Raw genomic sequence first — 25,321 nt, 5'->3', positions numbered from 1 at the left:
TACTTCTCTAAAATCCGCAGCGTTATAGTAACAAAACCAATTTAAGATATAAGTATAAAAGCCTCTGATAACTCAGGGGCTTATTTTGCGTACAAAGAAAGGTGAGATCGTAATGGATATACTTACAATTCACGGAGTACGAGGGTTTATTGATGGAAATGGGACGGCACAATTGAGTTTAGAGAATGTTTCTCGTGGGCTTGGGTTTGTTCGTTCAGCAGCCAGTGGCAATGAAGTTGTAAGGTGGGAGCGAGTGAGAGGGTACGTGCAAGATTTTGGCGTACCCACAAGTGGGCACGGTGATGAAGTCGGGAAAGTTGGCCTGCCTGAATTTATTCCTGAAAACATTTTCTATCGTTTATCAATGAAAGCAAAAAATGAAGTAGCAGAAGCCTTTCAGATAAAGGTAGCTGATGAAATATTGCCGTCGATCAGGAAGCATGGAATATATGCTACGGATACTGTGATTGATAATATCCTCAATAATCCTGACTTTGGAATTGAACTGCTGACTAAGCTCAAGGAAGAACGTGCTGCCAGAGTACAGGCGGAAAGAACAAATGCAATCCTAATGCATGTTAACAAAACCTATACTGCCATAGAGATTGCCAAAGAACTCGGATTTAAGTCAGCAATTGCTCTTAACCATGATTTAGGCAATCGAAAGATTCAATTCAGGCAGAATGACACATGGTTGTTGTATAGCAGATTTGCGGATTGCGGCTATGTTGAAATCAAACAAGAAGTTCTTGATAACGGAAAAGTGATATATCACCGTAGATTTACACAGTTAGGTCGTGAATGGCATGTGAAAATTTATAATAAGGAGCAATCAAAGGCATCTGCAAACTAAAGGTGTCTTTTTTTGTGTCTGAGGGAGGTGATGAAACCCGTGGCAAAAATAAAATCTACATTGGATATACAACTGGATCTAACAAGGCCAATTGAAGAATTGACTGAGGTCATTTCTGCTGTGATTGCTTCGCAACCAGCGCGCCGGAAAGAAATACTTAAAGGTTTGGATATAGCAATAGGAGATGCATTAGCAGAGATACAGGCGCAAGAAGATCAGAAAAAAGACAATGATAGCTCAGGAAAAGTTTCCTGAACAGAGAGACGGGGGAGAACGATGGACGACAGATTAACACAAATCATAAAAGGGGCGGCGGCGGGGTTTGGGGCGGTTGCTGGCTACCTGTTTGGAGGCTGGAGTGTCATGATACATTTACTTTTATGTTCGTAATTGCGGACTGGTTGACTGTGTGGATAGCTGCATGGATTCGCGGAGAGTTACGAAGCCGGATAGGTTATCACGGCATAGCGCGTAAGGTAGTTATTTTCTTAATAGTGGTAGTGGCCCACTTTATTGATGTGGCGTTGGGCAACTTACACTATTTCCAGGATGCAGTGATCTTTTTCTATTTGGCAAATGAGCTGCTGTCCATTATTGAGAATGTAGGTCGCATGGGTGTACCGATGCCGGATGTACTCAGGAATGCGGTCAAGATTTTTGAGTCTCGGTCACGCCTGCTGTATAAGGGGGAACATATCAAAATGTTCGACACAAAAAAATACACGATAGAACGGCGCTACATAAACAAGCGCCATAACGTAAGACCGGGTACTCGATTAACGTCGGGTACGCCGGTCTTTTTAGTTGCCCATGATACGGGTAATCCTGGGGCATCTGCGGATAACCATTTCACCTATTTTCAAAATCTAAAAGACCGATCAGCGTCTGCACAGGTCTTTGTCGATGATAAAAAGATTCTCGAAATTATCCCAACTGGAACCGGATCAGACGCAGCCGAGAAAGCTTGGCACGTCTTGTACAACGTCACCACAGATAACGAGCGCTTTGGTGACGACGCGAATGACATTGCCCTTGGAATAGAACTATGCTTCGGTGGCAAGATCGACACGTTAGAGGCTTACAAACGCTTTGTATGGTATCTAGCTTACTGCTGTAACAAGTGGGGTATTAACCCGCGAACGCACATACCAAGCCATAAGCAGCTTGATCCAGCGCGTAAGAGGGACGTAGACCAAGCGCTAGCTACGATTGGCAAGGACGCTAAAGGTATTGATCTATGAGGTTGAGACAGAGCTCAAAGGCGCTTCTACAGCTCCAGCTGCGCTGGACTTCACGCCGTTGCCCGTGTATATCGCTCAATCCTTAATTGACAACTATGTATCTCCAGCATGGTTTGCCAGCCAAAAGGCCGATGATCAGGAAGGCAAGACGCATTTTCATAACCTTGCGAACAACCTAAGGGCTGCGGCCGGGCTGAACGAAAAGAATCTGCCTCTTGCCGGAGCTGTGAAGCTGTTTAAATCCAATGCTCAAGAAATCATTTTCCGCTGGCTTCAGCCGGCTTGGTTTAAAGCGAAACAGGCGGGTGACAAGGAACAAATGCAACACTATAACAATTTGGCTAATTATCTGGGCGCTGCCGCAGGTTTGCCCAAACAATAATAGGGGGATTTTATATGCAAAATGTAATCGAAACAATTCAACCAGCCATTAATACCATTGTTACAGCCGTTGTAGGCGTACTGGTGACCTTCGTATTGGCAGGGCTTAATACACTTAAGAATAAGGCTAACTCTTGGTTAGATGCCCGTACGACAGCGGCGCAACGAGATGTAATCCATAAGGTAGCTGGTGAAGCTTTCGCGCTTGCTCAGACCACGTTTAAAGATGTAGGCGGTGTTCGTAAGATGCAAGAGGCTTTACAGTATGCATCCTTGCGATTGACCGAACAAGGTATTGTGGTATCGCCTACGGAGTTGCAAGCAGCAATTGAGAAGGCATATCTGGAGTATAAGGCCAAAACAAAAGCGGTACTGGCTACTGAAGCACAGCCAAACGAGGAGGCAACACAGGCCGCAGCTAAGGAAGCTGTATCGGGTCTGGCTGCAAAGCTTAATGATTTCTTAGCTCAGGCTACAGCGGATGTGGTCGTTGTTGTTCCTACTCAGGTGCAGCCTGAATCCGAGCTTATTTTAGCGCCGGTAGAAGCTGTAGAAACGCCTATGACCACGGAATAAAAGGATAAAACCAGTACCCTGCTAGTGTGTGCTGGCAGGGTACCTAAGAATGTATTTATTATAAAAATTGAATTATTTGCATATTACTTTATGATTTTATCATTGTTAATTGAAGTTTAAAGGCGGGTTGAATAAGATGGTGTTCAATATACTAAGTGTCATAGTGATTATCTTAGGGTTATATGGTTCTCCAACAGGCACATTTAGTTTAACGGGTGGTGATTTCCACCAAGGAATGAGAGCATTAAAGATTGAAAAAAATTTTAGGGCATGGCAAGGTGTCGCTTCTGACGGGACACACATTTACGTTACATCTGATCGTGATGAGAAATTCAAACTTTCCAATACAATATCTGTTTATACAATGAACGGTGCTTTTGTAACTGAGAAAACGAAAGCTTATACAGAAACAGATCAAAGAGGGCTTTTTATGTCTTTTGGAGATTGTTACATAACAGATGGTTACCTTTATGCAACGGTATATAATTTTAATTCGGGGCCATCAACAGAGGAACGAATAAGTAGAATTGTAAAGTATAGCCTGCCTGATTTGAAACAGGTAGATGAGTTCGACATAGGGTATGGCACAGCAGAGTCTTTAGCAGAATATAATAATACGTACTGGGTAGTTTACCATGATTTAAATGAGATTAGACAATTTGATAAAGATTTTAATCTAATGAAGTCTTACCCCTTATCAGAGAATTTTGGAAATGATGGTGGTTATCAAGGCATCTTTTTTGATGAGGATGAGTTATACGCTAACCTACATGGCGCCAATAAATATGGAGAAAATTATGCGCAAGGATTGGATCATTACCATTTTAATGGTAGAGAGTTTAGATTTATTGAGCGTATAAAACCCCCTACATATGGAGCAGGTCAAGGTGTTGAAAAAGTTGGCAAATTATATCTATGGGCTGATCGTCCTGGAAATAGCATAATAGTTACCGAAAAAATTAAGAATTTATTCTGTTTCCGTTTACTAAGATGAATTTAGATGGAAATTTAATGATATACAAGAAATCACTAAGCATTGTATAATCGTAACAACACATACGGAAGCACCGTTGTGCAATCCGAAAGCATTGGTAACACCCCCACTAGCTAAGCTAGTGGGGGTGTTTTGTGCATTTCTACAATTAAATTCAATAAATGAAGTTCAAAAATATGTTAAAATTTCAAGTGTAAAAAATAACATAATTGTATAATAATTCAATTTGTATTATTATTGTAAATATTGGTTGGCCAACCATACTTGTTAAAAATAAAACATAGAGGTGCTAACTTGAAGAGAATAGCTAAGTATTTTGCCGCAATTTTATCCGTTATTTTATTATTTAATATTTTTGGTTTGACTGCAACTTCAGCTTCAGCTGAAGAAATCACTCATCAGTCTGAAGAAGTTACTGAGGAATATGACAGACAATTGGATAAAGTGTATGAAGAATACAAGGAAAATCAGTCTGGCATTCAATCTGAATTTGATCAAAATCACATTACTCCGTTTGCAGCTCAACCAGCATCAATTGGTCATATAATTAAGTTTACAATACAACAACTTTTCAAAAGAGGTAGTTCTGTTGCTGTTCAAACCACAACAAGAAATGTTATAACAAACTTAACTAAACATGCCATTGAAGAAGCTATTAAAGATGGAATTACTACTCTTATGATTGACAATCTGCTTGAAGGCAAAGCATCCGGTATGCGAGCAGTTGAAAAATATGTTGATATTCAAACAGGAGCTCGTGTTGTCTATGACCCTAATAATAAAATAATAGCCATTTTGGATAATAGCGCGAATGATGTAATCACAATTTATAGCGATAACGGTAAGGACACTATTAATTATCGAGTAAATGTGAAAAAACGTTGGTTTAAGTCTATGTGGAATTTTAAATAAAGAGGAGAGAACAATGGCTATTCTTAAAGACAAAAATGAAGAGGGGACATGTGTTGAATTTACATTCAAATATCATATCCCGGGTGAACGTGAAGGGTGTCAGCTCAATTTTAAATACTTCAAATCGGATAAAAAGATATATGATTTGGATTTTGGGTGGACAAATATCACTGTTAAGAATTATATTGAAGCCACTTCGCAATTCCCCGTAAAAAGGTTAAATGGATCGTATTCATCATTCGAGAAAGATCTTTATGAGTTAAACTGGGAAGAGGTTGACTCCGGCACCCTATACAAGCTGAATTTTTACGGTTCTCAACAAGATTTCTGTCTTTTTGCTACTAAAGAAGCAATAAGACAGTTCGGTGTCGATTTGCAGGCGGATTGGGATCAGGCTCCATTACATTAAACTTAAAATTAAGGCTCGCTAGGTAACTGGCGAGTCTATTTTTGTCGTTGGAGGAATTACCACATTATTCATCAAATAAATGACCGAGGTGATCAGCATGAACCATACATATAAAGTGTTAAAGTCGGATATAGAACTTTTTGCAGCTGCATTAAGCCAGGAAAGAGTATATGTAGTAAAACCGTTGAGTGATGATATGGTGTAAGTTGTAGACCACCTGTTTGCCGCACCTGCGGCACAACGACTTTTTATTTTTGCATTATATGGGGGAGTGCCAGCGTCGCTGTCACCAGGCGCAAATACATGTAAAATATAGTAAATATATTTGGGTTGACAGCACATTTGGACAGCAGTATGCTTGCTAAGGAAATATTGATGTCCTCGTTAGGTGAGGCTCCTATACGAACATAAGCCACTGCCCGGAAACATCGAAAGATGCCAATGGGTATAACAGGAATTGCCGGATTAAGGCTCTTCTTAATGTGGCTAAAGAACTTTGGTTCTTTTACGTCGTATAGTGCTAAAGCTCGACTTGGGGGAATCGGATATTTGCATGCTTTATCTTGCATGCAGAACGACGCCCTTCAGTTGAGCTGAGGGGCGTTTTAATTTCAATGTGTTAGGTATTGGCAGTGATATGGTTCCAGTGTGATCAGTAAAATATGAGCCCACAACATGATAATGGGAGAGGGGTTGAACCATTCTATGAGTAGTCGAAGTTCGTCTGAACCGGATCCAGAACCAGTGAGTCTATTGGCAGTCGGGATAAAACTAGATACCGTAATTGAGTATGGTTGCTACTCCTCTCCTACGGGGTAGTATTGGGCCCGACTGCCTTAAAACAAGGAGGCAGTTGACATGTCAAAAATGAATTTTTTTCAAAAAAAGCAGCAAAATAAAAGCGCTGCTCATATTCAAGGCTTTGATATTGAATTGAATCAGGAAAATACTCGTCGTATTGATCGGCTAGTCGATAGTTACGAAAATAGCATTCTTTCTCATTTAGATGAAGCGTACCAAAGAACGACAAGCTGGTCAGATCGTCTTGCGGATCGGATTGCATCATTCGGCGGTAGCTGGAGATTTATTACTTATTTCGCTATCTTTCTGACCATCTGGATACTCTTGAACAGCTTGCCGTTTACTCGCTTTCATTTCGATCAACCTCCATTTATCTTGTTGAACTTGTGTTTGTCCTTTATCGCAGCATTCCAGGCTCCGGTCATTATGATGAGTCAGAACCGCCAAACTGCAAGGGATAAGCATGAATCGATCATTGACTTCGCGATCAACTACAAAGCCGAACAAGAGATTGACGATATGCAGAGCCACCTTCATCGGATCGAAGGCGAACTGATTGAGATTAAAAAACTCTTACTTGTTCTAAAACAACCGAATGAAGAACACAAATGACTCTTTGGATTATATAGAGGCCCTGTAGAAAAGTTTTCACCTGAATCGATTCAGATTAACGGATCTTATTTCTTCCGTAAGCAGTTTGAATTTAGAGTAGATGTAAAGAAGGACTCCACTGGCACGTAGCCGGATAGAGTCCTTCTTGTTGTTTATTTAGTTGAATACTCGCTTACTTCAAATGTGAGTATTTTATTGAATATTACATAGTCCTTACGGTTGCTGAATGGACCTTTGTTGTTATTGTGTTTATCAATGGCAAAGAATGAAGGGCCTCTACCAGCATCTTTAGCGTCATACCAAGCAAAGAATGCACTGAGTTCTTTTTTACTAGATCGAATTCTTTATCAGTTCCATTGTCCATGGTTACAGTCAGAATAGCGCGGTCACCAGTTGGTTGTGATGGTTCGGCTGGATCTGTAGGTTCAGACGGATCAGGCGTGGATTTCTTTAAAGTAGTAGCACTAGCTTCATTTGATACAACTTGATCCGTGGATGAGATATTTGTTGTAACTACGTAGTAATAGGTAGTGTTTTCTTCAACCTTATTATCAGTGTAAGTTGTACCAGAAATATCAGAGGCTAATTCTTCATACGGACCTCCAGGGGTTAGCGCTCTTTCAATTTTATAAGTCGTAACTCCCGGTATTCCATCCCACTTCAATTGAATATTTTCTTCATTACCTGTTGCAGAAAGAGTTAATGAATTTTCAGGTTGTTGGTAGAGGAGAAACCCTTCTGGAAGGCTATACGTGAACGGAGTTGCACCGAAATTTGCATCAAACGAAAAGCTACCAGTTGTTCCACCTGTGATCGAAGGAGTCACAATCTCTCCTGGAAGATCGCTCGGCTTAAAGGTGCTTGTATAAACGAGTACACCATTCTTATACCAGCTGATCTTATCATCACTCATATTTAACGCCACACCAATAACGTCCTTAATTGTGTAGATTTTTCCAGAAGAAACTATACCCGGATAAGTGTTTCTGTTTGCAGCATAATACATCCAATTCTGAAGAGCTGATGCACCTGCTCCATTGTATATTTTACCTTCACCAACGATACCGATACCTGTCGAGGCATTTGATTGAGCATTTACTGTTACTTCCCAATACCATTTTCCTTTGGTTTTTCCCATATTTGCTTTGGTTCCATTTTCATTTACGGTGACTGAAACAGAATTGCTCTTTTCCCATACTACGTTTTTTGTAGCAGCATATGCCGAGGAACTAATACTTATTAAAGTAAAAAATCCCAGTAGCAATAATGGCGTAATAACTCGCTTTAAATTAATCTCTCCTTTAAGCATTTATTATTATGCGAATTTAGCAACTTTTATATGGGTTGTCTAAACATTAATGACTATATATTCAAAATAAGTTTAAATGTGGTTTTTAATTTCCGAAGTAATGAACTCTGCCAGAAAACTGGTAAGAGTCTTTTTATTATGCGACAACATATGCGATACTTCGACATGACTCTCCAATTAGTATAGAGAAGATTTAAATAATATGGAGGTGTCATATGATAAAAGAAATCGCAAAAGGATTAATCGTATTCTTACTGGCAGCTATCTTTTCCGTTCAGGGCGTTTATGCTGAACCGACAGCAATCAACCAACAAGCAGCAGCTGGGTATACGTTGGAGTTCCCAAGCTTACGCTACCCTGAAACAGGGGCACATATTAGAGATGCCATTGCAGCCGGACATTCCGCAGTATGCACGATTGACAGGGATGGAGCAGAGGGAAATAGGAAGGAGTCGCTCAAGGGCTATCCGACGAAAAAAGGATATGACCGCGATGAATGGCCGATGGCAATGTGTGCTGAAGGCGGTGCAGTTGCCGATATCCGATACATAATAACCCCTAGTGATAACAGGGGAGCAGGATCATGGGTAAGCCATCAGCTAGATAAGTATGCTGATGGTACAAAGGTAAAATTTATAGTGAAATAAGGGTGAGGGACTCTACAGGGTGTTGGCTGATAGAGCCCTTTTTCATACCCAATAAAAAATAAATATGCAAATATTTAGATTATATTTATAGATCAGCAAGTTTCTGTTTAGACAGACTTTTAAGAATGATTTATCTTCGTAATAGTTCAATATATTGCAGGAGGAGATCTTAGTGATAAGTAAAATTAAAGCATTATGGAGTATTTTAATTGTAGTGATAGTGTTCATGAATATGCCAGCTATTGAGGTAAAAGCAGAAGCTGTGAGCGATGAATGGTCGATTAAAACGACTATAGAAAATCCTAAGGCGGTAAGTGCTGTTTCGGAATTGAATGGTAAGATATATATGTTCGGTGGTTCTTCAGGATCAAACCCTTATAAGGATGTAAAAATTTATGATCCGAAAAATAATATATGGGCCTCAGGAAGTAACATGCCTACGGCTCGTGCTGCAGCAACTTCCGTTGTTTATGGAAATGATATTTATGTTTTCGGTGGCTATACAGGTAATGCTTTTAGCTGGACAGGAGGCTCCTCAGTAAATAATGTTGAAGTTTACAATACCCAGACAGATACATGGAGCGTTAAAAAAGCCATGCCGCAGGCTTTAGGTTCGTTGACAAGTGTTTTATATAAGGGAAAGATTTATGTGTTTGGTGGGATGACAACAAATACACTTTCAGTTGCTACTGTCCAAGTATACGATCCAGCTTCCGACAGCTGGTCAACAAAGAAACCTATGCCGAATTCAATTCATGGTTCCTCTGCAGTTGTACATAAGGACAAAATCTATCTTGTAGCAGGTAGACATATTGATAATAGTTCAAATGTTTCACTAAATACATTTCTTGAATATGATCCCGACAGCGATAATTGGTCAAACAAACCCAATCTTTTAACAGCACGTGGAGGGGCCCAGGCTGTCATCTATTCCAATAAAATTTTTGCTATTGCTGGGAAAACTGAAGCAGGTGGACGTAGTTATGAACTTAGTACAGTAGAATCCTTTGATTTTGGACAGAATAAATGGTCTCCTGAGGCTAGTTTAAAGCAAGCCAGAAGCGGGGCAGGGGCTATAACATTAGGCGGACAGATTTACGTTATCGGAGGAAGTCAGAGTACATTATCTAATTCTCCGGTTAATACTATAGAAATATTCGGAAAGATTGACAGTTCCACACCTGAGCCGACACCAACTCCCGAACCAACCGATCCATCTCAACCAACTGGGGACCGTGCAATTCTAGTAGTCACCATGACAACTGGCTTGGAAAAAGAATTCGACCTTAGCATGAAAGAGGTCAATGACTTTATTGCCTGGTACGAAGGTAAGCAGGCTGGTTCTGGATCTGCTTCATACGCGATTAATAAGCATGACAATAATAAAGGCCCATTTAGCAGCCGTAAGGATTATATGCTTTATGATCGTATCCTGACGTTTGAAGTAAGTGAATACTCTAAATAAATAAATAGCTCTGCTAACCTTAATTGGTCGGTGGAGCTTTTAACGTTTCTAACAGGCCCGTGTTAGGCTGGATTACATTTTGTTTTAGCTTCTTTATATAATTTGCCGAGGTTAAGAAACTCAATTGTCGTCCTTTACCACGTTGAAAATATGTTTACTATTTAATATTTTTCGTATATATTAATATTTGGAAATTATTTTTTTCACAAATATTTCCTATAAAACTAGATTGAATTAATAGAGGAGATTATTTCAATGAGCATTTCATTAAGAATAGATCGCAAATCCGGTGGTGAACCAATCGAGTTTGTAAAAGGTGAGATCATTGGCTTTACTTATAAGAATAATAGTCCCATAAACCTTTCAGCTAAGTCTCCAAACTTGGCTCATTCGCTACATATTCGAAGCAAAATTCCGCTTCATTCGCTTCCTTCAGTTATAGGCAATGCGGATAATTCCAACATGCTGTATACATGGGCAAACACAGAATATAAACCAGATAGTGAGGATTACTATCGCAAATGTAATATCCAAATCGTTAGAAATGAAAACACAATCCGAGATATTACGTTTACACACGCTTATGTAGATAAGTATCAAGAACAGATTGATACTAGTAAAGAGATCCTTGAGTTTGAAATTGTTTTAAAACAAAAAGAAGATCAATTGGGAAAAATTCAATACAGTCCTCAGTTAGAACCTAAGGAAACAAGAGAAAAGGATCAGTCTGATATCTCGCAAAAAGTACTGGAAGGCGCATATAGTAAGAATATGTTAGTGTATGCAGGGAATAGTACTTTTCTGTTTGAAAATCCGATGGTAGAACTAGAAAAGACTTGGGTGCGAGGCGTAGAGAAGATAAAGAATTCAACAGATACTGTAATACATTATCCTGATCGTAAAGCATTTACATTAGTAGCTGTTCCTATAGCTCGAAAGAAGTACGGGGACATCACAGCCAATTTACTTCAACATTCCCTTGATTACAAACCAGGACATTTACACTTTAACGAGTGGTCGTATGAGGCGCAGCAAATTAAAAAATCCAAAGAACATAATATGTATGTAATTGATAAAGCAGTACAAAAAGCTAACGACAAAAAAGTTAAAAGTTTTTCAAGTGATGGGTCTATTGCAATTGAAAGTGACAGAGATTTGTATAACGCTTTTCACAAAATGAAGTACAAAATAGATGGAACATATGTAAAAGGACAATGGGAAATTACTACAATATATTATGATAAATATAATTTTGAATATAATTTTAAACAAATGTTTACTGGGGACAACAAACTCGGTTGGGCTGCGGCCAATCTAACAAATTTAATGGAATCATGGGGAACACTCAATGAGTATACATCTTATGTTACAGTAACTGATACAAAAAAGGCTTGGAAGTGAGGTGTGAATTGCAGATGAAACGCAGATACAAGATTTACATCTTGATCTCTCTACTAGTTATAACTACTACTATAATTTTTCTAGCGAATTCTGGAGATGATACGATAAGGAAGTACCCGTATGGCAAAGATACGTTAGAGTTTTTTGGAGATGGGACTTTTCAGATTTACAGGGGAGGAGGATCGGGTGATCCTCCAATACTATACACTCATCAAATTGAAGCTCCAAATTCAGTGATTGATAACGTTTTGTCTTATAAAATAGAAGATAATATCGTATACGTGGTTGGTGAAAATAGCTTCATTAAATTGGATTCAAGTACCAACACATACGTGAAAAAGAAACGAATTTCCGACTTTACACCCAAAGATAGAGAGATATTTAATAAATTACTGGAAAAATAAAAGTAAAGTCTCCAGACCTACCTAGAGCTTTTTTGTGGTATAATCTGGATTGTGTGACAAAACGGCTATAAAGGGCGGTCGGCTAATCTCCCGGAAGGGAGGTGATGCCATGGAAGTTAAAGACACGCTGATGTTGATGATTCAATTCGCAACGTTGGTGATTCTGATACTTTCTTTCGATAAACGAAAATAGACCGCCCTGTGCAAAGGTAAACGGTCTATTCCTAGATCAAGCCTTTAGTGCCGACCGCTCTTATAGCGGTATGTTGTGCAGGGGAGCGGTGGTAGCCGTTCCCTTTTTCTATTTTTATGTTATCACACTATGTTTATTCATGGCAATTGGTATCCTCCACCAAAATTTATCTTTCACACGCTATACTGTTCCTATCTAATGTTTGAATTCAGGACGGACATAAAATAACCCACCGGAGTTTTGAAGTGCACCCCTTAGAATAGACATTGGAATAAACCCCTGGTTTATCCGATGTATTTCTAGGGGGTGCATTTTTTATGCCAGCGAAAAAAGGACAGAAGTTTAAAGAATATACGTTTGAAACCAAAGTAGAGGCCATACGGCTTCATATCGAAGAAGGTTGGACATATCGTAAACTCATGGAGAAGTTCGGGATTGCAGATCGACATCGGTTGAAAGAATGGATGCGGAAGTACAAGGAACTCGGTGAATTCGGACTAATGGACCAGCGAGGACGGCGTAAGGAGTATATCGACCAGGATAGGTATGTACAGAAGCTGAGACGGGAAAATGACATGCTAAAAAAGTGTTTGGAAATCTGGATACAGGAGATGAAGCACACAAATATATAACCATTGAGAAAGCTGCGAAAGACTATCCTATTAGCAAACTGTGTATGCTTTTCAAAGTCTCCAGAAGTGGATATTACGCCTTCTTAAAGCGTAGAGGAGCAGATCGAGATCGGGACGCGAAAGCTCTTGTGAAGAAAGTGTATGAGCAGTATAACGGAGTCTACGGCTATCGCCAAATTCAACTATTTTTGCAGCACGATCATGGAGTCTGGATGAACCATAAAAAGGTACTCCGGCTCATGCAGGTCTTGGGGATCCGCTCACAAATTCGCCGGAAGCATCGCTGTAACTATGCTTCTTCTACAGAAGGTCGTGTGGCGAAAAATCTGCTAAAACAGGATTTCAAGGCGGCCAAACCTAACCAAAAATGGGTCACAGATATCACGCAATATCGTGTGGGTGATTGCTGGCTATATCTGTCTGCGATTAAAGACTTGTTCAATAACGAAATTATCGCGTACCAGATGAGCCATAGAAATGATAACGAACTGGTCTTACAGACGTTTCGACAAGCCTGGAAACAGCAAAAAGACGTGACTGGCCTCATCGTTCACAGCGATCAGGGATTCCAGTACACGTCCCATGCGTACCATGACATGCTGCCAAAGGTTGGCGCCCGAATCAGCATGTCTCGCCGAGGCAATTGTTATGATAATGCCTCGATAGAGAGCTTCTTCTCGCATCTCAAAACGGAAGGGCTCTACCCCTATGATATCCGAAATATGGACGAGGCACAAAGGAGAATAAAAGAATATATCCAATTTTACAACCAGTGTCGACCACAACGAAAGTTAAATAAGCTGCCTCCGAAAGAGTATCGGAAGCAGCTTATAGCCTAGGGGCTTTTTTCAGTGTCTATAAAATGGGGTCTTGACCAGATTGCTCCGGGGCTGTTTTATTCAAGACCAAATTGTGCTTTTGCTTGTAGTTTGTTGCCTTGGAATGTGAAAACGGCATTTGCACCAGGTCCGACTTCACCTTTATACGAATACATTACAGTATAAAATTCGTCTCCTTTTTCACCAACCTCTGAAAGAGCCTCACCGGGACCACCGATAATTTTCGCAACTTCCTCATAAGTCATTCCATTTTTAATCTTGTTATATTTAGCTTTGGTAATGGTTCCGAGGTTTGGCGATTCTGCTACTGTCCGACCCTCTATTTTTCCGTTGTATAGTTTCCAATTGGCTTCTCCCTTAGCACCACGGGAACCAAGTTCACCCTTAAAGGTAACTATATCCCCCGGATTAAGACCATTCAATTCTGAACGATCTGAAACTTTTACAACAATAACATCCCCGAGTTTTTTCTTTTCAGCGCTAATATCTGACCATAGTTCACCGTTGTAATCTGCTGGTTTACCATAGACATAGAGGCTGCTAGATCCAGCTTCAATAACAACACCTGACCATGAAACAACTTGATTTCTTACACTGTCGAATGTTTCCCCTTGCTTTGATACTGGCAATGCAAAGAGTGCAGATGAAAACTTATCAAAAGGAAGCGATGTGTCAATCAATGGTTTTTTAGCGTCAGTCTGGTCCTTTTGTACTGATTCAGTAGTAACTACCTTCTCTTTAACAGGCGTAGTAGCTACTGATTTTGAATTAGTTTCGATTGGTTTCAGAGTGTCAGCGACTGATATTCCAATAATAAATACTAAGAGAGCAGCTAAACCAAAGAGAAACATTTTTTTAGCCTTGCCGTTCTTTCTTATTAAAGCTATAGCCCACAAAACAAAAAACACAAAAAAAGCCAGCAAAGCAATTGCAGTCATTACATAACCCCTATCTATTGGTAATATTATAGTAAAATTAGTATATATGACCTAGGAATAATTTTCTAGTACAAAAGTTTTGGATTCAGAACGCGAAAGGTCTTGTCTAGAACGTATGTTCGGAATATAATTTCTACATAAAACATCAGGAGGCTACATACATGTCGAAAAAATTAGAAGGTAACGGGTTATGGGAAAGCAGCCGGATTATCATACCAGAACACAAGGAAGCATACTTAAAACTCATGAAAGACCGTCAGCGGAGAGGCAAGCCGGAACTTGATGATCAGGAAGTCCGGTTGATCGAGCAAGCGCCTATAGAGTCCTACAACACACGTCAACCTATAACACTGGTGGTTTTTAGCCCGTTCGATGACGAAGAACTCACAGGTGTAATCACTTCTATAAATACTGCTCGCAGGGAAGTAAAACTGTTTCGTGGCGAGGATGATTTTAGTTGGATCAAGTTGGAGGATATCATTTCAGCAAGTTTCTAGCGGGTAAATCTAGAGAATAGCAAAATAATCGTGCGATTTTTGTAATAAAAGTATATATATTGGAAAATATTCATGGTATATTTATCCTAGAACTAAATACCTAGAGGGATATCATGAGAAGTAATGGAAAGGGAAAGATCATAGGAATTATCTTTGCATTAATTGTAGTTGTTGCGATTATTAAATATTTAGGATTGCTGATTATCGCGGGAGGGCTTGGTTACTGGGGGTATAAAAAATATCAGAATGCTAAGAGAGAAAATCAAAGAGTAAACTAGCCATAGTTTTATTTTCACTTGCCGGGATTTTCTTTTTAGCGTTCATCGGGAATCTAACGAATGTTAAGCAGCAGGAATTAGTGAATAAAGCACCAGCTGTTCCAGCTAAAGTAGAACAAACTTCTGTGGTACCTACTACAACTAAATCTGAGCAAACTTCAAACATTGTTTCTACCTCAGCATCTAACGAAAAGGCGGATTCTGAACAACCAAAACGTATTCCTATAACTTTAATAGCGGGAACGGATGGAGATACATTTAAAGCATCAGTTCAAGGGAAAGAGGAAAAGATTCGACTACTCCTAGTAGATACGCCAGAAAGCGTAAAACAGGGTACACCAGTCCAACCGTTCGCAAAAGAAGCTTCGGCTTTTACGCTGAAGCAATTAAAGCAGGGTAATCTTTCCTAGAGCTTGATGTTTCAGAACGAGATAAGTATGGTCGTCTACTTGGTTATGTATGGGTTGGAGATAAAATGTTAAATGAAATGTTAATTGAGAAAGGGTATGCTCGGGTGGCCTACATAAAACCACCAAACGTTAAATACGTCGATCAATTTAAGAAGATTCAAACGACCGCTCAAAAAAATGCAACAGGTATCTGGAGTATTGAAAACTATGCACAAGAAGATGGATTCAATCAGAAGGCAGCTCAAAAGGCAACTGCAAAGACTGAATCTAAAAGTAATGATTCAAGTGTAAAAGAATCTAAGCCTAAAGTAGTTACTCCTAAAAAGGAAGTCGTCCAAACTTATTCTGAACCAAGAGAATCATCAAGCAATGTATACTATAAAAACTGCTCTGCGGTTCGTGCTGCTGGTGCCGATCCAATTTATGAAGGTGAACCAGGTTACAGTAGGAAGCTGGAGCGTGATGGTGATGGAGTAGCTTGTGAAAGATAATCTTTGTTAAAAACTATTCCTCGGTGCATATCCGAGGAATTTTTATGCTTTCATTAATTAGCTTTGCAATCTACAAAAAGAGGGATGAGAATATTGATTGAGATTAGTATAGATGAAAAGAAAGCGAAAGAACTTAGATAGAAGAAAAATTCGGACTTGGTGGAAGTAGTTGATGCTAAATATGTATTTTGGGATACGAAGAGTTAAAGAAGAGAACTTGTATGAGTTGGAATGCAATACTCGATACCTTTTTTTACGATCCGAGATTTATCAAACGTAAAATAGGGAAAAAATGGTATTTTCCAGCTCGTGAAACGAGAGCCTTCTTAGAACAATGGATTTTGGAGCAATGAAATATTAAAAGGTTTGAGTTTCAATATGTTATTTTTAACTAGAGGAGAAAAACAAGGAGCCTTCAAGAAAAACCGAAGGCTACACACGAGGCTTAATCTTGAATTGCTGTTACGAATCCATTTTCGAAATAGATGTACTTATATCGATCATAGACCCATTGTTCATTTACACCATATGCAGTAGTAGTTTTGTTTACGTGTTTTGGAAGTCCCCACTTAGAGTCTATAACTTCCTGTTCAGTCATACCAATTTGGGGAGTGAGCTTCTCTGGTGGGATATCCTCGTAATTTCCAACCTTGAAAAAAGAGTTCGTGCCAAGGCTCTCGTCTTTCGCAATAAGATTATCATTCTTGAGATAATATATTGTGCCGTTGTCAGCATGCAATTCATTGCCGACGAGAGTGGTTGGCCAGGTATAAGTGCTTTTATCCTGTGAATTAGGAAACATTACTTTGGTTACTTCTCCATTTTTAAAAGTCAGATTTTCATAGCCAGATTCTTCTTTCCAAATTCCTTGGAAATGATCTAGCATAAATGCTTGAGCCAGATACCCTTTTGAGTCTAGATAGTTACCGCTGGCAGTGAATAGCTTCGTCGCTTCCTTAAAATGAAACGTGTCGAATTGGTTTATGCCTTCTCGGTAATTCGCCTCCTTCAATAATTCAAAGGAGTCTTTATATTCTTGGATTAGCTCAAGTATTTCGATTGCTGAAGCGTAGTTATCATTAAAAACGTTTTGCTTTGCAAATAGATATTTTGACTCTGTTTTTAACTTCATACTATCTTTGTAGTTAACTAAATTTATAAACATTTGAGCTGCTGTTTCGTATTCTTTATTATTTAACAGGTATTTTGCTTTGAGATACTTGACTTCGTCAATCATTTCATTAGAGTCCTTGAATTTATCCAATTTGGTAAAAGCTTGAATCGCTTTGTCAAATTCTCCATTACTCATTAATGACTTGGCCTGAAAATAACGGACGTAGGGATTTATAATAAAACATCCAACTATAATAAGGCACAGAATAAGGAATGAAGCAATTGAAATAATAACTTTCTTCCTATAGCCGATCTCTTCTTAGGAATAAGATCATTATTCTTTATTTCGGATGTTTTTTTCTGCGGTAAAATATTAACAGATACTTCCTTTCCACAGTGATTACAGAATGAGCTTTCTTCTGGTATTTCTTTTCCACATTTTTCACAAGTCATTTCAGTTAATCCTGCCTTCCTGTAACAAAGGTACTAGTTAATATCCTTTACAAATTTACTTTATCAGATATAGGAATATCTTTCTATATATCAGTTTTACTATAAAGGCATATTGTCCTCAAAAGTGCTAGAGGAACTGACCCCATAACGTGAGACAAATCAAAACACCTTCAAGAGAATCAAGCCATGTCGTAAGATATGGAGATAACCTTGGAGGTGTTTTTACGTTGGCAACGAGAGTTAGCTATCCAGTAGAAGTGAAGATGAAAGCTATTGAAATGAGATTGGCAAGAGTTCCGGTAAGAGAGGTTATGGAGCAGTTGGGAATACGGAATAAGACACAAACTAAAAACATGGATGAGGTGGTATCGAAAAGGCGAAGTACATCGTCTGGAGCAACCTGTGGGTAAACAATACAGCTACGGAAAAGGTCCGGAGCACTCTTCGGAGCTTGAAAAAGTAAAGGCGGAGAACCGATTCCTGAAGCAGCAATTGGACCTACTAAAAAAGTACAAGGAACTGGAAAGGAGGTGGAACCAGAAGTTGCCGTTGCTTGGGTCGAATCCATTCGAGACGAAGTGACGGTGTCTGAGGCTTGTACATGGCTCGGGATCGCAAGAGCGACCTACTACCGCTGGAAAGCAGCCGTGAAGACAGAGCACACAGATGCTACGGTGGAGAAAATCCGGGGGCTTTGCATCCATCATAAATTTCGGTATGGTTACCGGAAAATCACCGCACTCCTTCGGGCAGAGCAAAGAATGAATCACAAACGGGTTCAGCGGATTATGCAGCGTGAGGGGTTACAGTGCCGCGTGAGGATGAAAAAACGAAAGATCACTGGGCAGCCCGCTTATCCGGCAGAAAATCTGCTGAAGCGGCAATTCCATGCAGAGGCGCCCCTGCAAAAGCTCGTCACGGACATCACCTATTTACCGTTTGGCGGAAAAATGTTGTACTTCTCTAGCATTCTAGATCTGTACAATGGGGAGATTGTGGCTTACAGTATAGCGGACAAGCAAGACACGTCCTTGGTTTTGGATACGCTGAATCAACTTCCAAAACGGACAAGCATGCTGCTTCATAGCGACCAAGGAAGCGTATATACGTCACAGGCTTATCAAGCTGCAGTAAAGGGAAAAGGCATTACCATGAGCATGTCCCGAAAAGGAACGCCCGCTGATAATGCCCCCATCGAATCGTTTCATTCCACACTAAAGTCTGAAACGTTCTACCTCGAAGATCTCATCTGTACAACGACTGCAATCGTTGTACAGACCGTTCGAGACTACGTCACCTACTATAACTCAATTCGGATTCAAACGAAACTAAATAATCAGTCGCCGGTAGATTTCCGACGACAGGCTGCTTAAACTTGAAAGGTGTTTTGATCCCTGTCTCACAAACGGGGGTCAGTCCCAGATGACAGTAGGATTTTTATTATATATCCATTTCATCTGAATCATCCCTATACATAAGTGCTTATTTTCTCTGCTTAGTTCAACATTAGTAATGTGCAAACTAAAGAGGGGAACGAGTTGGGGGATTTCGTAACCCCTTATACAAGCGTCCCCCAACTCGCCCCCCAAACGTCCCCCGATCCGTGAAAAGCAATGATATAATAAGAACTTACGTTCCTGTTTAATGCTCCGCATACATTATAGTTATGAAGGAAAGAAACAATATGATGTAGTCGTACATAAACAGAACCCAAGTGCATCAATGGGAACGCGATCAATATCTGACTCTTTACTAAAATGTGAAATCCTTTGGCGCTCTAAGCGTTGAGGGATTTTTTTGTTTGTGGGTAATCCATTCGTCATTTGACGCCAATTAGTTCTCCCCTCAATCTCCCCACAAAAAAATATTATTGAAGTAGACTTTCGGTAAAAGACTCATAGTTCTCCATGCTATTCATCTCTATTTTTGGAGATGTGTGGATAAGTGTCGGCTGTGAAAAATTTTTAACTAACGTTGAATGCAAAGTATGTGTTGGATGTCTTGAAAGTCTTAGAAAACGAAGTGACTACACTCGGGTATACTGACTCTTCTAAAGCATTCACTCTCGAGAGTGACGAGTCGAGTTTCTACATTGTTCTTCCTTATAGGGGTGACTGGTTAGATGAGTAAATACAATGGGAGAAAAATGATCTTTACTACTTATTACAGCGGCAGGCCGGTCTAAGATTAAGGAAGTTCGATTAGTGGAAACTATGGATAAGAGACAGATTTCTGTTTTTGAAAATATGCTAAATGATATTTTAGGAGCTTTAGCTAAACAGCAAGTGTCTTTTGGATAAGGGCATTTTGAGGATTGAAAACAGATAGTAGAACTTACAGGAATATAACTAAAAGTCCACATGTTAAAAAGAAGAACCCAAAGAGTATCGAAACAGAGCCTCTAAATTTCATGTCATCAATGTAAGCATCACTTGGTTCAGAGTCACCTTTGATCTTCCAGGCTTCGTTTGCACGCCATCCCCAAGTGGGATTTCGTTTACTTAAAATACCAAGCGAGAAAAAAATAATCGCAATAAAAATAAGCATGAATCCCATTTGATCAGCCCCTTTAAGTAAACTATACCAAAAAAGAACGACAGATGGAAAGTATCGTCTCTCAAGGACAGATAGAAGAAAAATAAGAGGGCTTTGCCCTCCACAGGCTGTCGAGAAAGTCTCGATAGCTTTTTTTATGTTCATTTTATTTAAGACGACACCGCGTTAATGTTGTATAATATAGGTAACTATTGTAGAACGGACGGTGTTGATATGCTGCGACCTCATCGAGACAAACAGCAATCTTTTGAATTGGTTTCTCTGGAAGAACTGGTACCGCAAGATCATCTGCTTCGTAAAGTGGATACATATATAGACTTCTCCTTTATTCATGAGAAGGTAAGCCCGCTGTATTGTGCGGACAACGGGCGTCCTGCCATTGATCCTACCGTGTTGTTTAAAATGATCTTTCTCGGTTATTTCTATGGCATTCGCTCAGAACGGCAACTCGAGCGTGAAATTCAGACGAACCTGGCTTATCGCTGGTTCCTGGGGCTGGGCTTAACGGATAAGGTTCCAGACCATACGACGATTAGCTGGAATCGTCGCACTCGCTTTAAAGACACCACGATCTTTCAAGATATCTTCGATGAAATTGTGCTGCAGGCGATCTCTCACCGAATGGTGGGTGGGCGTGTTCTCGTCACCGATTCCACACACGTCAAAGCCAATGCTAACAGGCACCAGTACACCAAAGAACAAGTGTTGCAGAATACCAAAAACTATATGGACGAGCTTAACGAAGCGGTGAAGGAGGACCGGAAAAACCACGGAAAAAAGCCTTAAAATCCCGAGAGGAAGTGAACGAAGAAAAAGAAATTAAAGTGAGCAAAACCGACCCGGACAGCGGCTATATGATCCGTGATGGCAAGCCCGAAGGCTTCTTCTATCTGGACCACCGCACAGTGGATATGAAGTACAATTTGATTACGGATGTGCATGTGACGCCGGGGAATGTACATGATTCTGTCCCCTATTTGTCCCGTTTGGATCGACAAAGAGAACGCTTTGGTTTTCAAGTAGAAGCTGTTGCGCTAGATTCAGGTTATTTAACGAGCCGATTTGCCGAGGTTTGCAAAACCGAAAGATTTTTGCCGTGATTGCTCACCGAAGATTCCATCCCAGACAAGGGCTGTTTCCGAAATGGAAGTTTGAATACGATGCCAAACGCAATGTGTATAGATGCCCAGCCCAACAGGAACTGCCCTACCGAACGACGGACCGTAAGGGATACCGGCAGTATGCCTCTGACCCAGCTCAGTGCCAGCATTGCCCACTGCTAGACCAGTGTACCCAGTCTCGAAACCACCGCAAAGTGGTGACTCGGCATGTCTGGGAAGACAGCAAAGAGTGGGTACGGGGCAACCGGCTAAGCCCATCCGGGAAACGGCTGTACCGCAAACGAAAAGAGACGATTGAGCGAAGCTTCGCGGATGCCAAAGAGCTCCATGGGTTTCGCTATTGCCGTTTGCGCGGTCTTCCAAATGTCAGGGAACAAGCCCTTATGACGGCAGCCGTGCAGAACATGAAGAAGATGGCGATCCACCTGGATCGCCTGAAGAAACAGGGGTAACCCCCTGTTTCTCCAGAGACCAGAGCCTTATGATGTAAAGAAAAAGAAACCCACGTCTCAAAAGACGGGGTTTCTCGACAATCTGAAGAGGGCTTTGCCCTCCATGGGATGGTTCAATTTTAATCTGAGTAGGCAACAGCATTAAAACTTTCTATTCCTATTCGGGTAGCATCTGCTGTGCAAAATAGATATAAGGTATACACCAATTCATTTGAAGGTGGTAGAGGGATATTGTAATCGGAAGCATCTATGGTGACGACCTGTACAGCGTTTGGGTTTGCTTCGGAGACACTTACAGAGTAAAGGGCGTAAGCAACAAGCGAATCGAAATTGCCTCTAACAATGGAAAAAGAAATAACGGAGTCGAATGGTGGAGGGGTAGGAAATGCAAGCTCAGCTATCCCGGATAATTGTACACGCATGTTTTCCCCTGCGCCCGTTACATCTAAGCCAAGCTCAGCAATGGCAACGGGTGTATTGGCTGGCAAGGGAATAGAGATTGTATTACCGTAACTTGCGTTTTGAGATGTTCGAGCATCTAACAATCTAGTCATTATCTCATCTCCCTTTTTGGGTAAAGGATTTGCAAGCTGGAAATATAAAAATACAGACAGTGTAGGATTTGGACCGGTTGATTGAACTGGATATTAAGCTTCAGAAGGATGAGCTGTAATAATGCTAACACGATAGGGTCAGACCTATGCCTATTTTCCCGAGATGAAGTCAACAGCCCAATCTTTTTGGTTAATTGCACAATATGCTACTTTGACTAGACTTTGGAGGTGACCATTAATTATGTTTCGACATTATTGTTGGCAGAAGAATATGCATCGGAGAAAATTTAGAAGATGTGTAGTTAAAAAAGTCAAAGTATTACCGAAAGTTATTGTTAAAGGGATCCGAGGACCTCAAGGACCTCAAGGACCTCAGGGACTGCCGGGTCCACAGGGAGTTCCAGGCGCTCAAGGCCAGCAAGGGCTACAAGGTTTTCAAGGAATTCTCGGACCAACAGGACCAACAGGACCAGCAGGAGCAGTAGGGCCAGCAGGACCAGTGGGGCCGGCAGGAGCGGTAGGTCCAGCAGGTCCAGCGGGGGCGGTAGGACCAGCAGGAGCAACGGGGGCAGCAGGGCCTGCAGGCGCCGGGATAACAGACTTCTTAAGTGTTTTCCGAGCAGATCCTGGTACGGGAACTGACACAGTTCCGGGTAACTCACCAATTACCTTTACAGGAGTTTTAGCTAATGTTGGTGGTGCATTTACTTTCACTCCTCCATCTACAACGATAACAATCAACGAAACGGGGAGCTATCTAATAGATTTTACAATTCATAACCAAGGTGATGCTAACTTTAACCTTACCGTAAATGGAATCCCTGTTACCCCTGTTCCCTTCACGGGTAACGGTGGCGGACCAATTTCGGCAGAAGTCATTATTACTGTAGGGGTCGTTCCTACAACTATTCAATTGGTAAATGCAAATGCAACCCCAGCCCAACTTCATAACTTTACCAATACCACTCTTACTATATTAAAGTTGACTGTTTAAGCCATTCTTAATGATATATAGAACATTATATGTAGCCGCCTTAGAAAAGACTGTACGATTTCCATCGTCAGTTTGTCTAATTACACTCATAGTAAGCAGATGCATTTATGAGGAGATTGTGTAGCATGGCAAGAGAACGTAGTGGCAGTAATAAGATCCATTAAACACTACCACTACTCCAAAGCCTATCTTCAAAGTTGAAATGGATAACTTTGTAAAAAAGATGATATTATTCAGACATAGAAATATGAATGCTAAGAAGGTCGGGAAACTTTTCCCACCTTCTTTTTTGTTGTGACAAAATCGGAACTATTGCTTTGATATGTCAGGTACGACAACTCATGAGCGGCAATCAATATAAATTTTCTTTTTGATTAGTCGCGAAAAATGGGAAGCTACAGAAGAACGGGTCGAGGTCGATTGGCCTAAAGTTGAGGCATTTCATAAGGAAGGCTTTAATTTTGTGTTGGTGAAGGAGATTGACAGAGGAAGAATATGAGAAAGTAGACGAAGAGGGGATTAAGCAGTTGGACGGCCTCTTAGAACGATTTCTATAAGGAGTTGTTTCCACCTGATGAAGATTATGAGCCTACGACGAAGAAGACCAAGAGGTTCCTGAGGATGATCGGAAAATAAACTGGATAGAACTTTGGGCTCTATGCGTGAGTAATGGTATTTCTGATTCAGAATGGACTAATATGACCATTCCAAAGATTAGAGCGCTCATGAAGGCCAAGAACAGAAACCGGGAATTCGAAATCATTCTCCACGGTGGTAAGGTGGAAAATAAAAAGCCGAAGAAGGTCAAGTCGCTATCTGATCTTGGTTTCTTCGCAAAGTAAATTAAGAAGCATCCGCAAACATGAAGTGCCCCTGCAAAGTAAACAGCTATTTCCTTGTCTTTGTTTGTTGTATTTCATATTTATGTGTCGAATATTCTTATTTTTAATGAATCACGGAATGGTATGAATATTTATAGAAGGATTTTTTTGCGATTTAGCCAGAATAGCCCTAGCTTATTCGAGGTGATCAGCATGAACCACGCATATAAAATGTTAAAGTCGAATATCGAATTATTTGCAGCTGCGTTAAGCCAGGTAAGAGTATATGTATTTCAGCCATTGGAAGAGGATTTAATATCGGTTATAGACTATTGTGGTACTCAGGAGAAGTTTTCTCCTGAGTCGATTAAGTTAAACGGAAGCTATTTTAGTTTAGATTTAGAGTAGACACGAAAAAGGACACATAATGAAATGTGTATTTTTCATGTCAGACAAAGCTCCCCTAACTTTGACAGTCATTAAGCTGTATGTTTATTGACGAAGATTAAAAGAAGGAGAGGAGTTATTGCTCCGTTGTCAGCTTCTGCAGATGCAGCAACTGTAACACTTGACACTTACAAAAATTTTTCAAATCAAGAAATAGTTTTATCACAATCAGTAATATTTAAAGATGACACGGCATATACAGATGTATCTGTTACAGTGAAAAGAGTGAAATTTTCAATTAATGGTTTGGAAAATCCTTTTAATGCTAATTATTATAATCGGTTGGTCTGGACAAGTGACGAAAATACACCGAGTATAGAAAATACGTTATCAGTAAAAATTGCCCCAAAAACAGGGAGTCTTTACGGTTCCAGTAGTTATGAGAACCTTTCTCTGATAAAACAAAAGATCAACTCCGATTCAAAAGTATATGGATGGATTCAATTAGAATCAAAAGAGTGGACTAAAGCAGGATCAGCTAAAAGCTCTGTTACCTTAATTGGTCTGCAGAGCCTTTAACTGTTCAC

Annotated in this window: 28 protein-coding genes, 6 pseudogenes and 1 riboswitch; of the genes and pseudogenes, 28 read left to right on the top strand and 6 right to left on the bottom strand. The window is 40.2% G+C overall.

Annotation, left to right across the window (positions count from 1 at the left end):
- The first annotated feature begins 112 nt into the window (after positions 1–112).
- From ACWGXJ_RS13940 to ACWGXJ_RS13895, 10 genes and pseudogenes are all read left to right on the top strand, one after another.
- Positions 113–853: a phage antirepressor KilAC domain-containing protein gene (locus tag ACWGXJ_RS13940; protein WP_452566984.1), complete on the top strand. Its 741-nt coding sequence runs from the start codon at positions 113–115 to the stop codon at positions 851–853.
- Positions 854–892: 39 nt separating this feature from the next.
- Positions 893–1,108 carry a hypothetical protein gene (locus tag ACWGXJ_RS13935; protein ID WP_452566983.1) on the top strand — a complete coding sequence of 72 codons (216 nt, stop codon included), beginning with the start codon at positions 893–895 and terminating at the stop codon, positions 1,106–1,108.
- Positions 1,109–1,129: 21 nt separating this feature from the next.
- Positions 1,130–1,563: pseudogene (locus tag ACWGXJ_RS13930) on the top strand (phage holin family protein); the annotation flags it as partial.
- Complete coding sequence (locus ACWGXJ_RS13925; protein ID WP_452567910.1) at positions 1,555–2,094, top strand: peptidoglycan recognition protein family protein; 540 nt, start codon at positions 1,555–1,557, stop codon at positions 2,092–2,094. The pseudogene ACWGXJ_RS13930 and the gene ACWGXJ_RS13925, both read left to right, overlap by 9 nt.
- Entirely contained in the window at positions 2,084–2,476 is a 393-nt protein-coding gene (locus tag ACWGXJ_RS13920; protein WP_452566982.1) for a hypothetical protein, read from the top strand. Before ACWGXJ_RS13925 ends, ACWGXJ_RS13920 begins: the two co-directional genes overlap by 11 nt.
- A 14-nt stretch (positions 2,477–2,490) precedes the next feature.
- Positions 2,491–3,051, top strand: coding sequence for a phage holin, LLH family (locus ACWGXJ_RS13915; protein ID WP_452566981.1), 561 nt, complete (start codon positions 2,491–2,493; stop codon positions 3,049–3,051).
- Between the two features lie 127 nt (positions 3,052–3,178).
- Positions 3,179–4,045, top strand: a complete 867-nt coding sequence (locus ACWGXJ_RS13910) for a hypothetical protein (protein WP_452566980.1) — start codon at positions 3,179–3,181, stop codon at positions 4,043–4,045.
- 294 nt (positions 4,046–4,339) lie between these two features.
- Complete coding sequence (locus ACWGXJ_RS13905) at positions 4,340–4,957, top strand: hypothetical protein (RefSeq protein ID WP_452566979.1); 618 nt, start codon at positions 4,340–4,342, stop codon at positions 4,955–4,957.
- A 13-nt stretch (positions 4,958–4,970) separates the two neighbouring features.
- A complete protein-coding gene (locus ACWGXJ_RS13900) occupies positions 4,971–5,366 on the top strand; it encodes a hypothetical protein (RefSeq protein ID WP_452566978.1) in 396 nt (131 codons plus the stop codon).
- Positions 5,367–5,739: 373 nt separating this feature from the next.
- A riboswitch (M-box (ykoK) riboswitch) is annotated at positions 5,740–5,912 on the top strand.
- 312 nt (positions 5,913–6,224) lie between these two features.
- Entirely contained in the window at positions 6,225–6,779 is a 555-nt protein-coding gene (locus ACWGXJ_RS13895) for a DUF1003 domain-containing protein (protein WP_452566977.1), read from the top strand.
- A gap of 152 nt (positions 6,780–6,931) precedes the next feature.
- On the opposite strand, the pseudogene ACWGXJ_RS13890 reads toward ACWGXJ_RS13895, so the two are convergent.
- A pseudogene (locus ACWGXJ_RS13890) lies at positions 6,932–8,088 on the bottom strand (SPRY domain-containing protein).
- 215 nt (positions 8,089–8,303) lie between these two features.
- On the opposite strand from ACWGXJ_RS13890, the gene ACWGXJ_RS13885 reads away from it, so the two are divergent.
- The 7 genes from ACWGXJ_RS13885 (at position 8,304) to ACWGXJ_RS13855 (ending at position 13,669) form a co-directional block, all read left to right on the top strand.
- On the top strand, positions 8,304–8,735 hold the full coding sequence (locus tag ACWGXJ_RS13885; RefSeq protein WP_452566976.1) for a NucA/NucB deoxyribonuclease domain-containing protein: 432 nt from the start codon (positions 8,304–8,306) through the stop codon (positions 8,733–8,735).
- A gap of 172 nt (positions 8,736–8,907) precedes the next feature.
- Positions 8,908–10,200, top strand: coding sequence for a Kelch repeat-containing protein (locus tag ACWGXJ_RS13880; RefSeq protein ID WP_452566975.1), 1,293 nt, complete (start codon positions 8,908–8,910; stop codon positions 10,198–10,200).
- A gap of 255 nt (positions 10,201–10,455) precedes the next feature.
- A complete protein-coding gene (locus tag ACWGXJ_RS13875; protein WP_452566974.1) occupies positions 10,456–11,601 on the top strand; it encodes a hypothetical protein in 1,146 nt (381 codons plus the stop codon).
- 14 nt (positions 11,602–11,615) lie between these two features.
- Entirely contained in the window at positions 11,616–12,005 is a 390-nt protein-coding gene (locus ACWGXJ_RS13870; protein WP_452566973.1) for a hypothetical protein, read from the top strand.
- Between the two features lie 109 nt (positions 12,006–12,114).
- Positions 12,115–12,198: a putative holin-like toxin gene (locus ACWGXJ_RS13865; RefSeq protein WP_452567909.1), complete on the top strand. Its 84-nt coding sequence runs from the start codon at positions 12,115–12,117 to the stop codon at positions 12,196–12,198.
- Between the two features lie 317 nt (positions 12,199–12,515).
- Complete coding sequence (locus ACWGXJ_RS13860; RefSeq protein WP_250266692.1) at positions 12,516–12,830, top strand: transposase; 315 nt, start codon at positions 12,516–12,518, stop codon at positions 12,828–12,830.
- Positions 12,785–13,669, top strand: a complete 885-nt coding sequence (locus ACWGXJ_RS13855; protein WP_452566972.1) for an IS3 family transposase — start codon at positions 12,785–12,787, stop codon at positions 13,667–13,669. Before ACWGXJ_RS13860 ends, ACWGXJ_RS13855 begins: the two co-directional genes overlap by 46 nt.
- Positions 13,670–13,725: 56 nt before the next feature.
- Here the strand turns inward: ACWGXJ_RS13855 and ACWGXJ_RS13850 are convergent, their stop codons facing one another.
- Positions 13,726–14,607: a hypothetical protein gene (locus tag ACWGXJ_RS13850; protein ID WP_452566971.1), complete on the bottom strand. Its 882-nt coding sequence runs from the start codon at positions 14,605–14,607 to the stop codon at positions 13,726–13,728.
- Between the two features lie 161 nt (positions 14,608–14,768).
- Here ACWGXJ_RS13850 and ACWGXJ_RS13845 point away from each other — a divergent pair, with 161 nt between their 5' ends.
- From ACWGXJ_RS13845 to ACWGXJ_RS13820, 6 genes and pseudogenes are all read left to right on the top strand, one after another.
- The gene (locus tag ACWGXJ_RS13845; protein WP_452566970.1) at positions 14,769–15,104 is read left to right on the top strand and encodes a YolD-like family protein; all 336 of its coding nucleotides are present in this window, start codon (positions 14,769–14,771) and stop codon (positions 15,102–15,104) included.
- Positions 15,105–15,217: 113 nt separating this feature from the next.
- A complete protein-coding gene (locus ACWGXJ_RS13840) occupies positions 15,218–15,382 on the top strand; it encodes a hypothetical protein (RefSeq protein ID WP_452566969.1) in 165 nt (54 codons plus the stop codon).
- A gap of 80 nt (positions 15,383–15,462) precedes the next feature.
- The gene (locus ACWGXJ_RS13835) at positions 15,463–15,792 is read left to right on the top strand and encodes a thermonuclease family protein (RefSeq protein ID WP_452566968.1); all 330 of its coding nucleotides are present in this window, start codon (positions 15,463–15,465) and stop codon (positions 15,790–15,792) included.
- Positions 15,793–15,809: 17 nt separating this feature from the next.
- A pseudogene (locus tag ACWGXJ_RS13830) lies at positions 15,810–15,977 on the top strand (thermonuclease family protein); the annotation flags it as partial.
- Between the two features lie 3 nt (positions 15,978–15,980).
- Entirely contained in the window at positions 15,981–16,283 is a 303-nt protein-coding gene (locus tag ACWGXJ_RS13825; protein ID WP_452567908.1) for an excalibur calcium-binding domain-containing protein, read from the top strand.
- Between the two features lie 156 nt (positions 16,284–16,439).
- Positions 16,440–16,636, top strand: a pseudogene (locus tag ACWGXJ_RS13820) (group-specific protein).
- Between the two features lie 92 nt (positions 16,637–16,728).
- Here the strand turns inward: ACWGXJ_RS13820 and ACWGXJ_RS13815 are convergent.
- Together ACWGXJ_RS13815 and ACWGXJ_RS13810 are read right to left on the bottom strand one after the other, a co-directional pair.
- Complete coding sequence (locus ACWGXJ_RS13815) at positions 16,729–17,592, bottom strand: tetratricopeptide repeat protein (protein WP_452566967.1); 864 nt, start codon at positions 17,590–17,592, stop codon at positions 16,729–16,731.
- A gap of 53 nt (positions 17,593–17,645) precedes the next feature.
- The gene (locus ACWGXJ_RS13810) at positions 17,646–17,849 is read right to left on the bottom strand and encodes a zinc-ribbon domain-containing protein (protein WP_452566966.1); all 204 of its coding nucleotides are present in this window, start codon (positions 17,847–17,849) and stop codon (positions 17,646–17,648) included.
- 227 nt (positions 17,850–18,076) lie between these two features.
- On the opposite strand from ACWGXJ_RS13810, the pseudogene ACWGXJ_RS13805 reads away from it, so the two are divergent.
- Positions 18,077–19,222: pseudogene (locus ACWGXJ_RS13805) on the top strand (IS3 family transposase).
- A 601-nt stretch (positions 19,223–19,823) separates the two neighbouring features.
- A complete protein-coding gene (locus ACWGXJ_RS13800; RefSeq protein WP_452566965.1) occupies positions 19,824–19,979 on the top strand; it encodes a hypothetical protein in 156 nt (51 codons plus the stop codon).
- 204 nt (positions 19,980–20,183) lie between these two features.
- On the opposite strand, the gene ACWGXJ_RS13795 is transcribed toward ACWGXJ_RS13800, so the two are convergent.
- Positions 20,184–20,405, bottom strand: coding sequence for a DUF6199 family natural product biosynthesis protein (locus ACWGXJ_RS13795; RefSeq protein WP_043882525.1), 222 nt, complete (start codon positions 20,403–20,405; stop codon positions 20,184–20,186).
- Between the two features lie 213 nt (positions 20,406–20,618).
- Here ACWGXJ_RS13795 and ACWGXJ_RS13790 point away from each other — a divergent pair.
- A pseudogene (locus ACWGXJ_RS13790) lies at positions 20,619–21,978 on the top strand (IS1182 family transposase).
- 119 nt (positions 21,979–22,097) lie between these two features.
- Here the strand turns inward: ACWGXJ_RS13790 and ACWGXJ_RS13785 are convergent.
- Positions 22,098–22,532, bottom strand: a complete 435-nt coding sequence (locus ACWGXJ_RS13785; protein ID WP_254349731.1) for a hypothetical protein — start codon at positions 22,530–22,532, stop codon at positions 22,098–22,100.
- Positions 22,533–22,773: 241 nt separating this feature from the next.
- On the opposite strand from ACWGXJ_RS13785, the gene ACWGXJ_RS13780 reads away from it, so the two are divergent.
- On the top strand, positions 22,774–23,526 hold the full coding sequence (locus tag ACWGXJ_RS13780) for a BclA C-terminal domain-containing protein (protein WP_432421674.1): 753 nt from the start codon (positions 22,774–22,776) through the stop codon (positions 23,524–23,526).
- Between the two features lie 1,355 nt (positions 23,527–24,881).
- Entirely contained in the window at positions 24,882–25,313 is a 432-nt protein-coding gene (locus ACWGXJ_RS13775) for a hypothetical protein (protein ID WP_231109493.1), read from the top strand.
- Positions 25,314–25,321: the final 8 nt, after the last annotated feature.

The sequence above is a fragment of the Paenibacillus sp. S33 genome (assembly GCF_053615415.1).
Note: the sequence above shows the minus strand (reverse complement) of the source record. Positions and strands in the feature narration are given on the sequence as shown.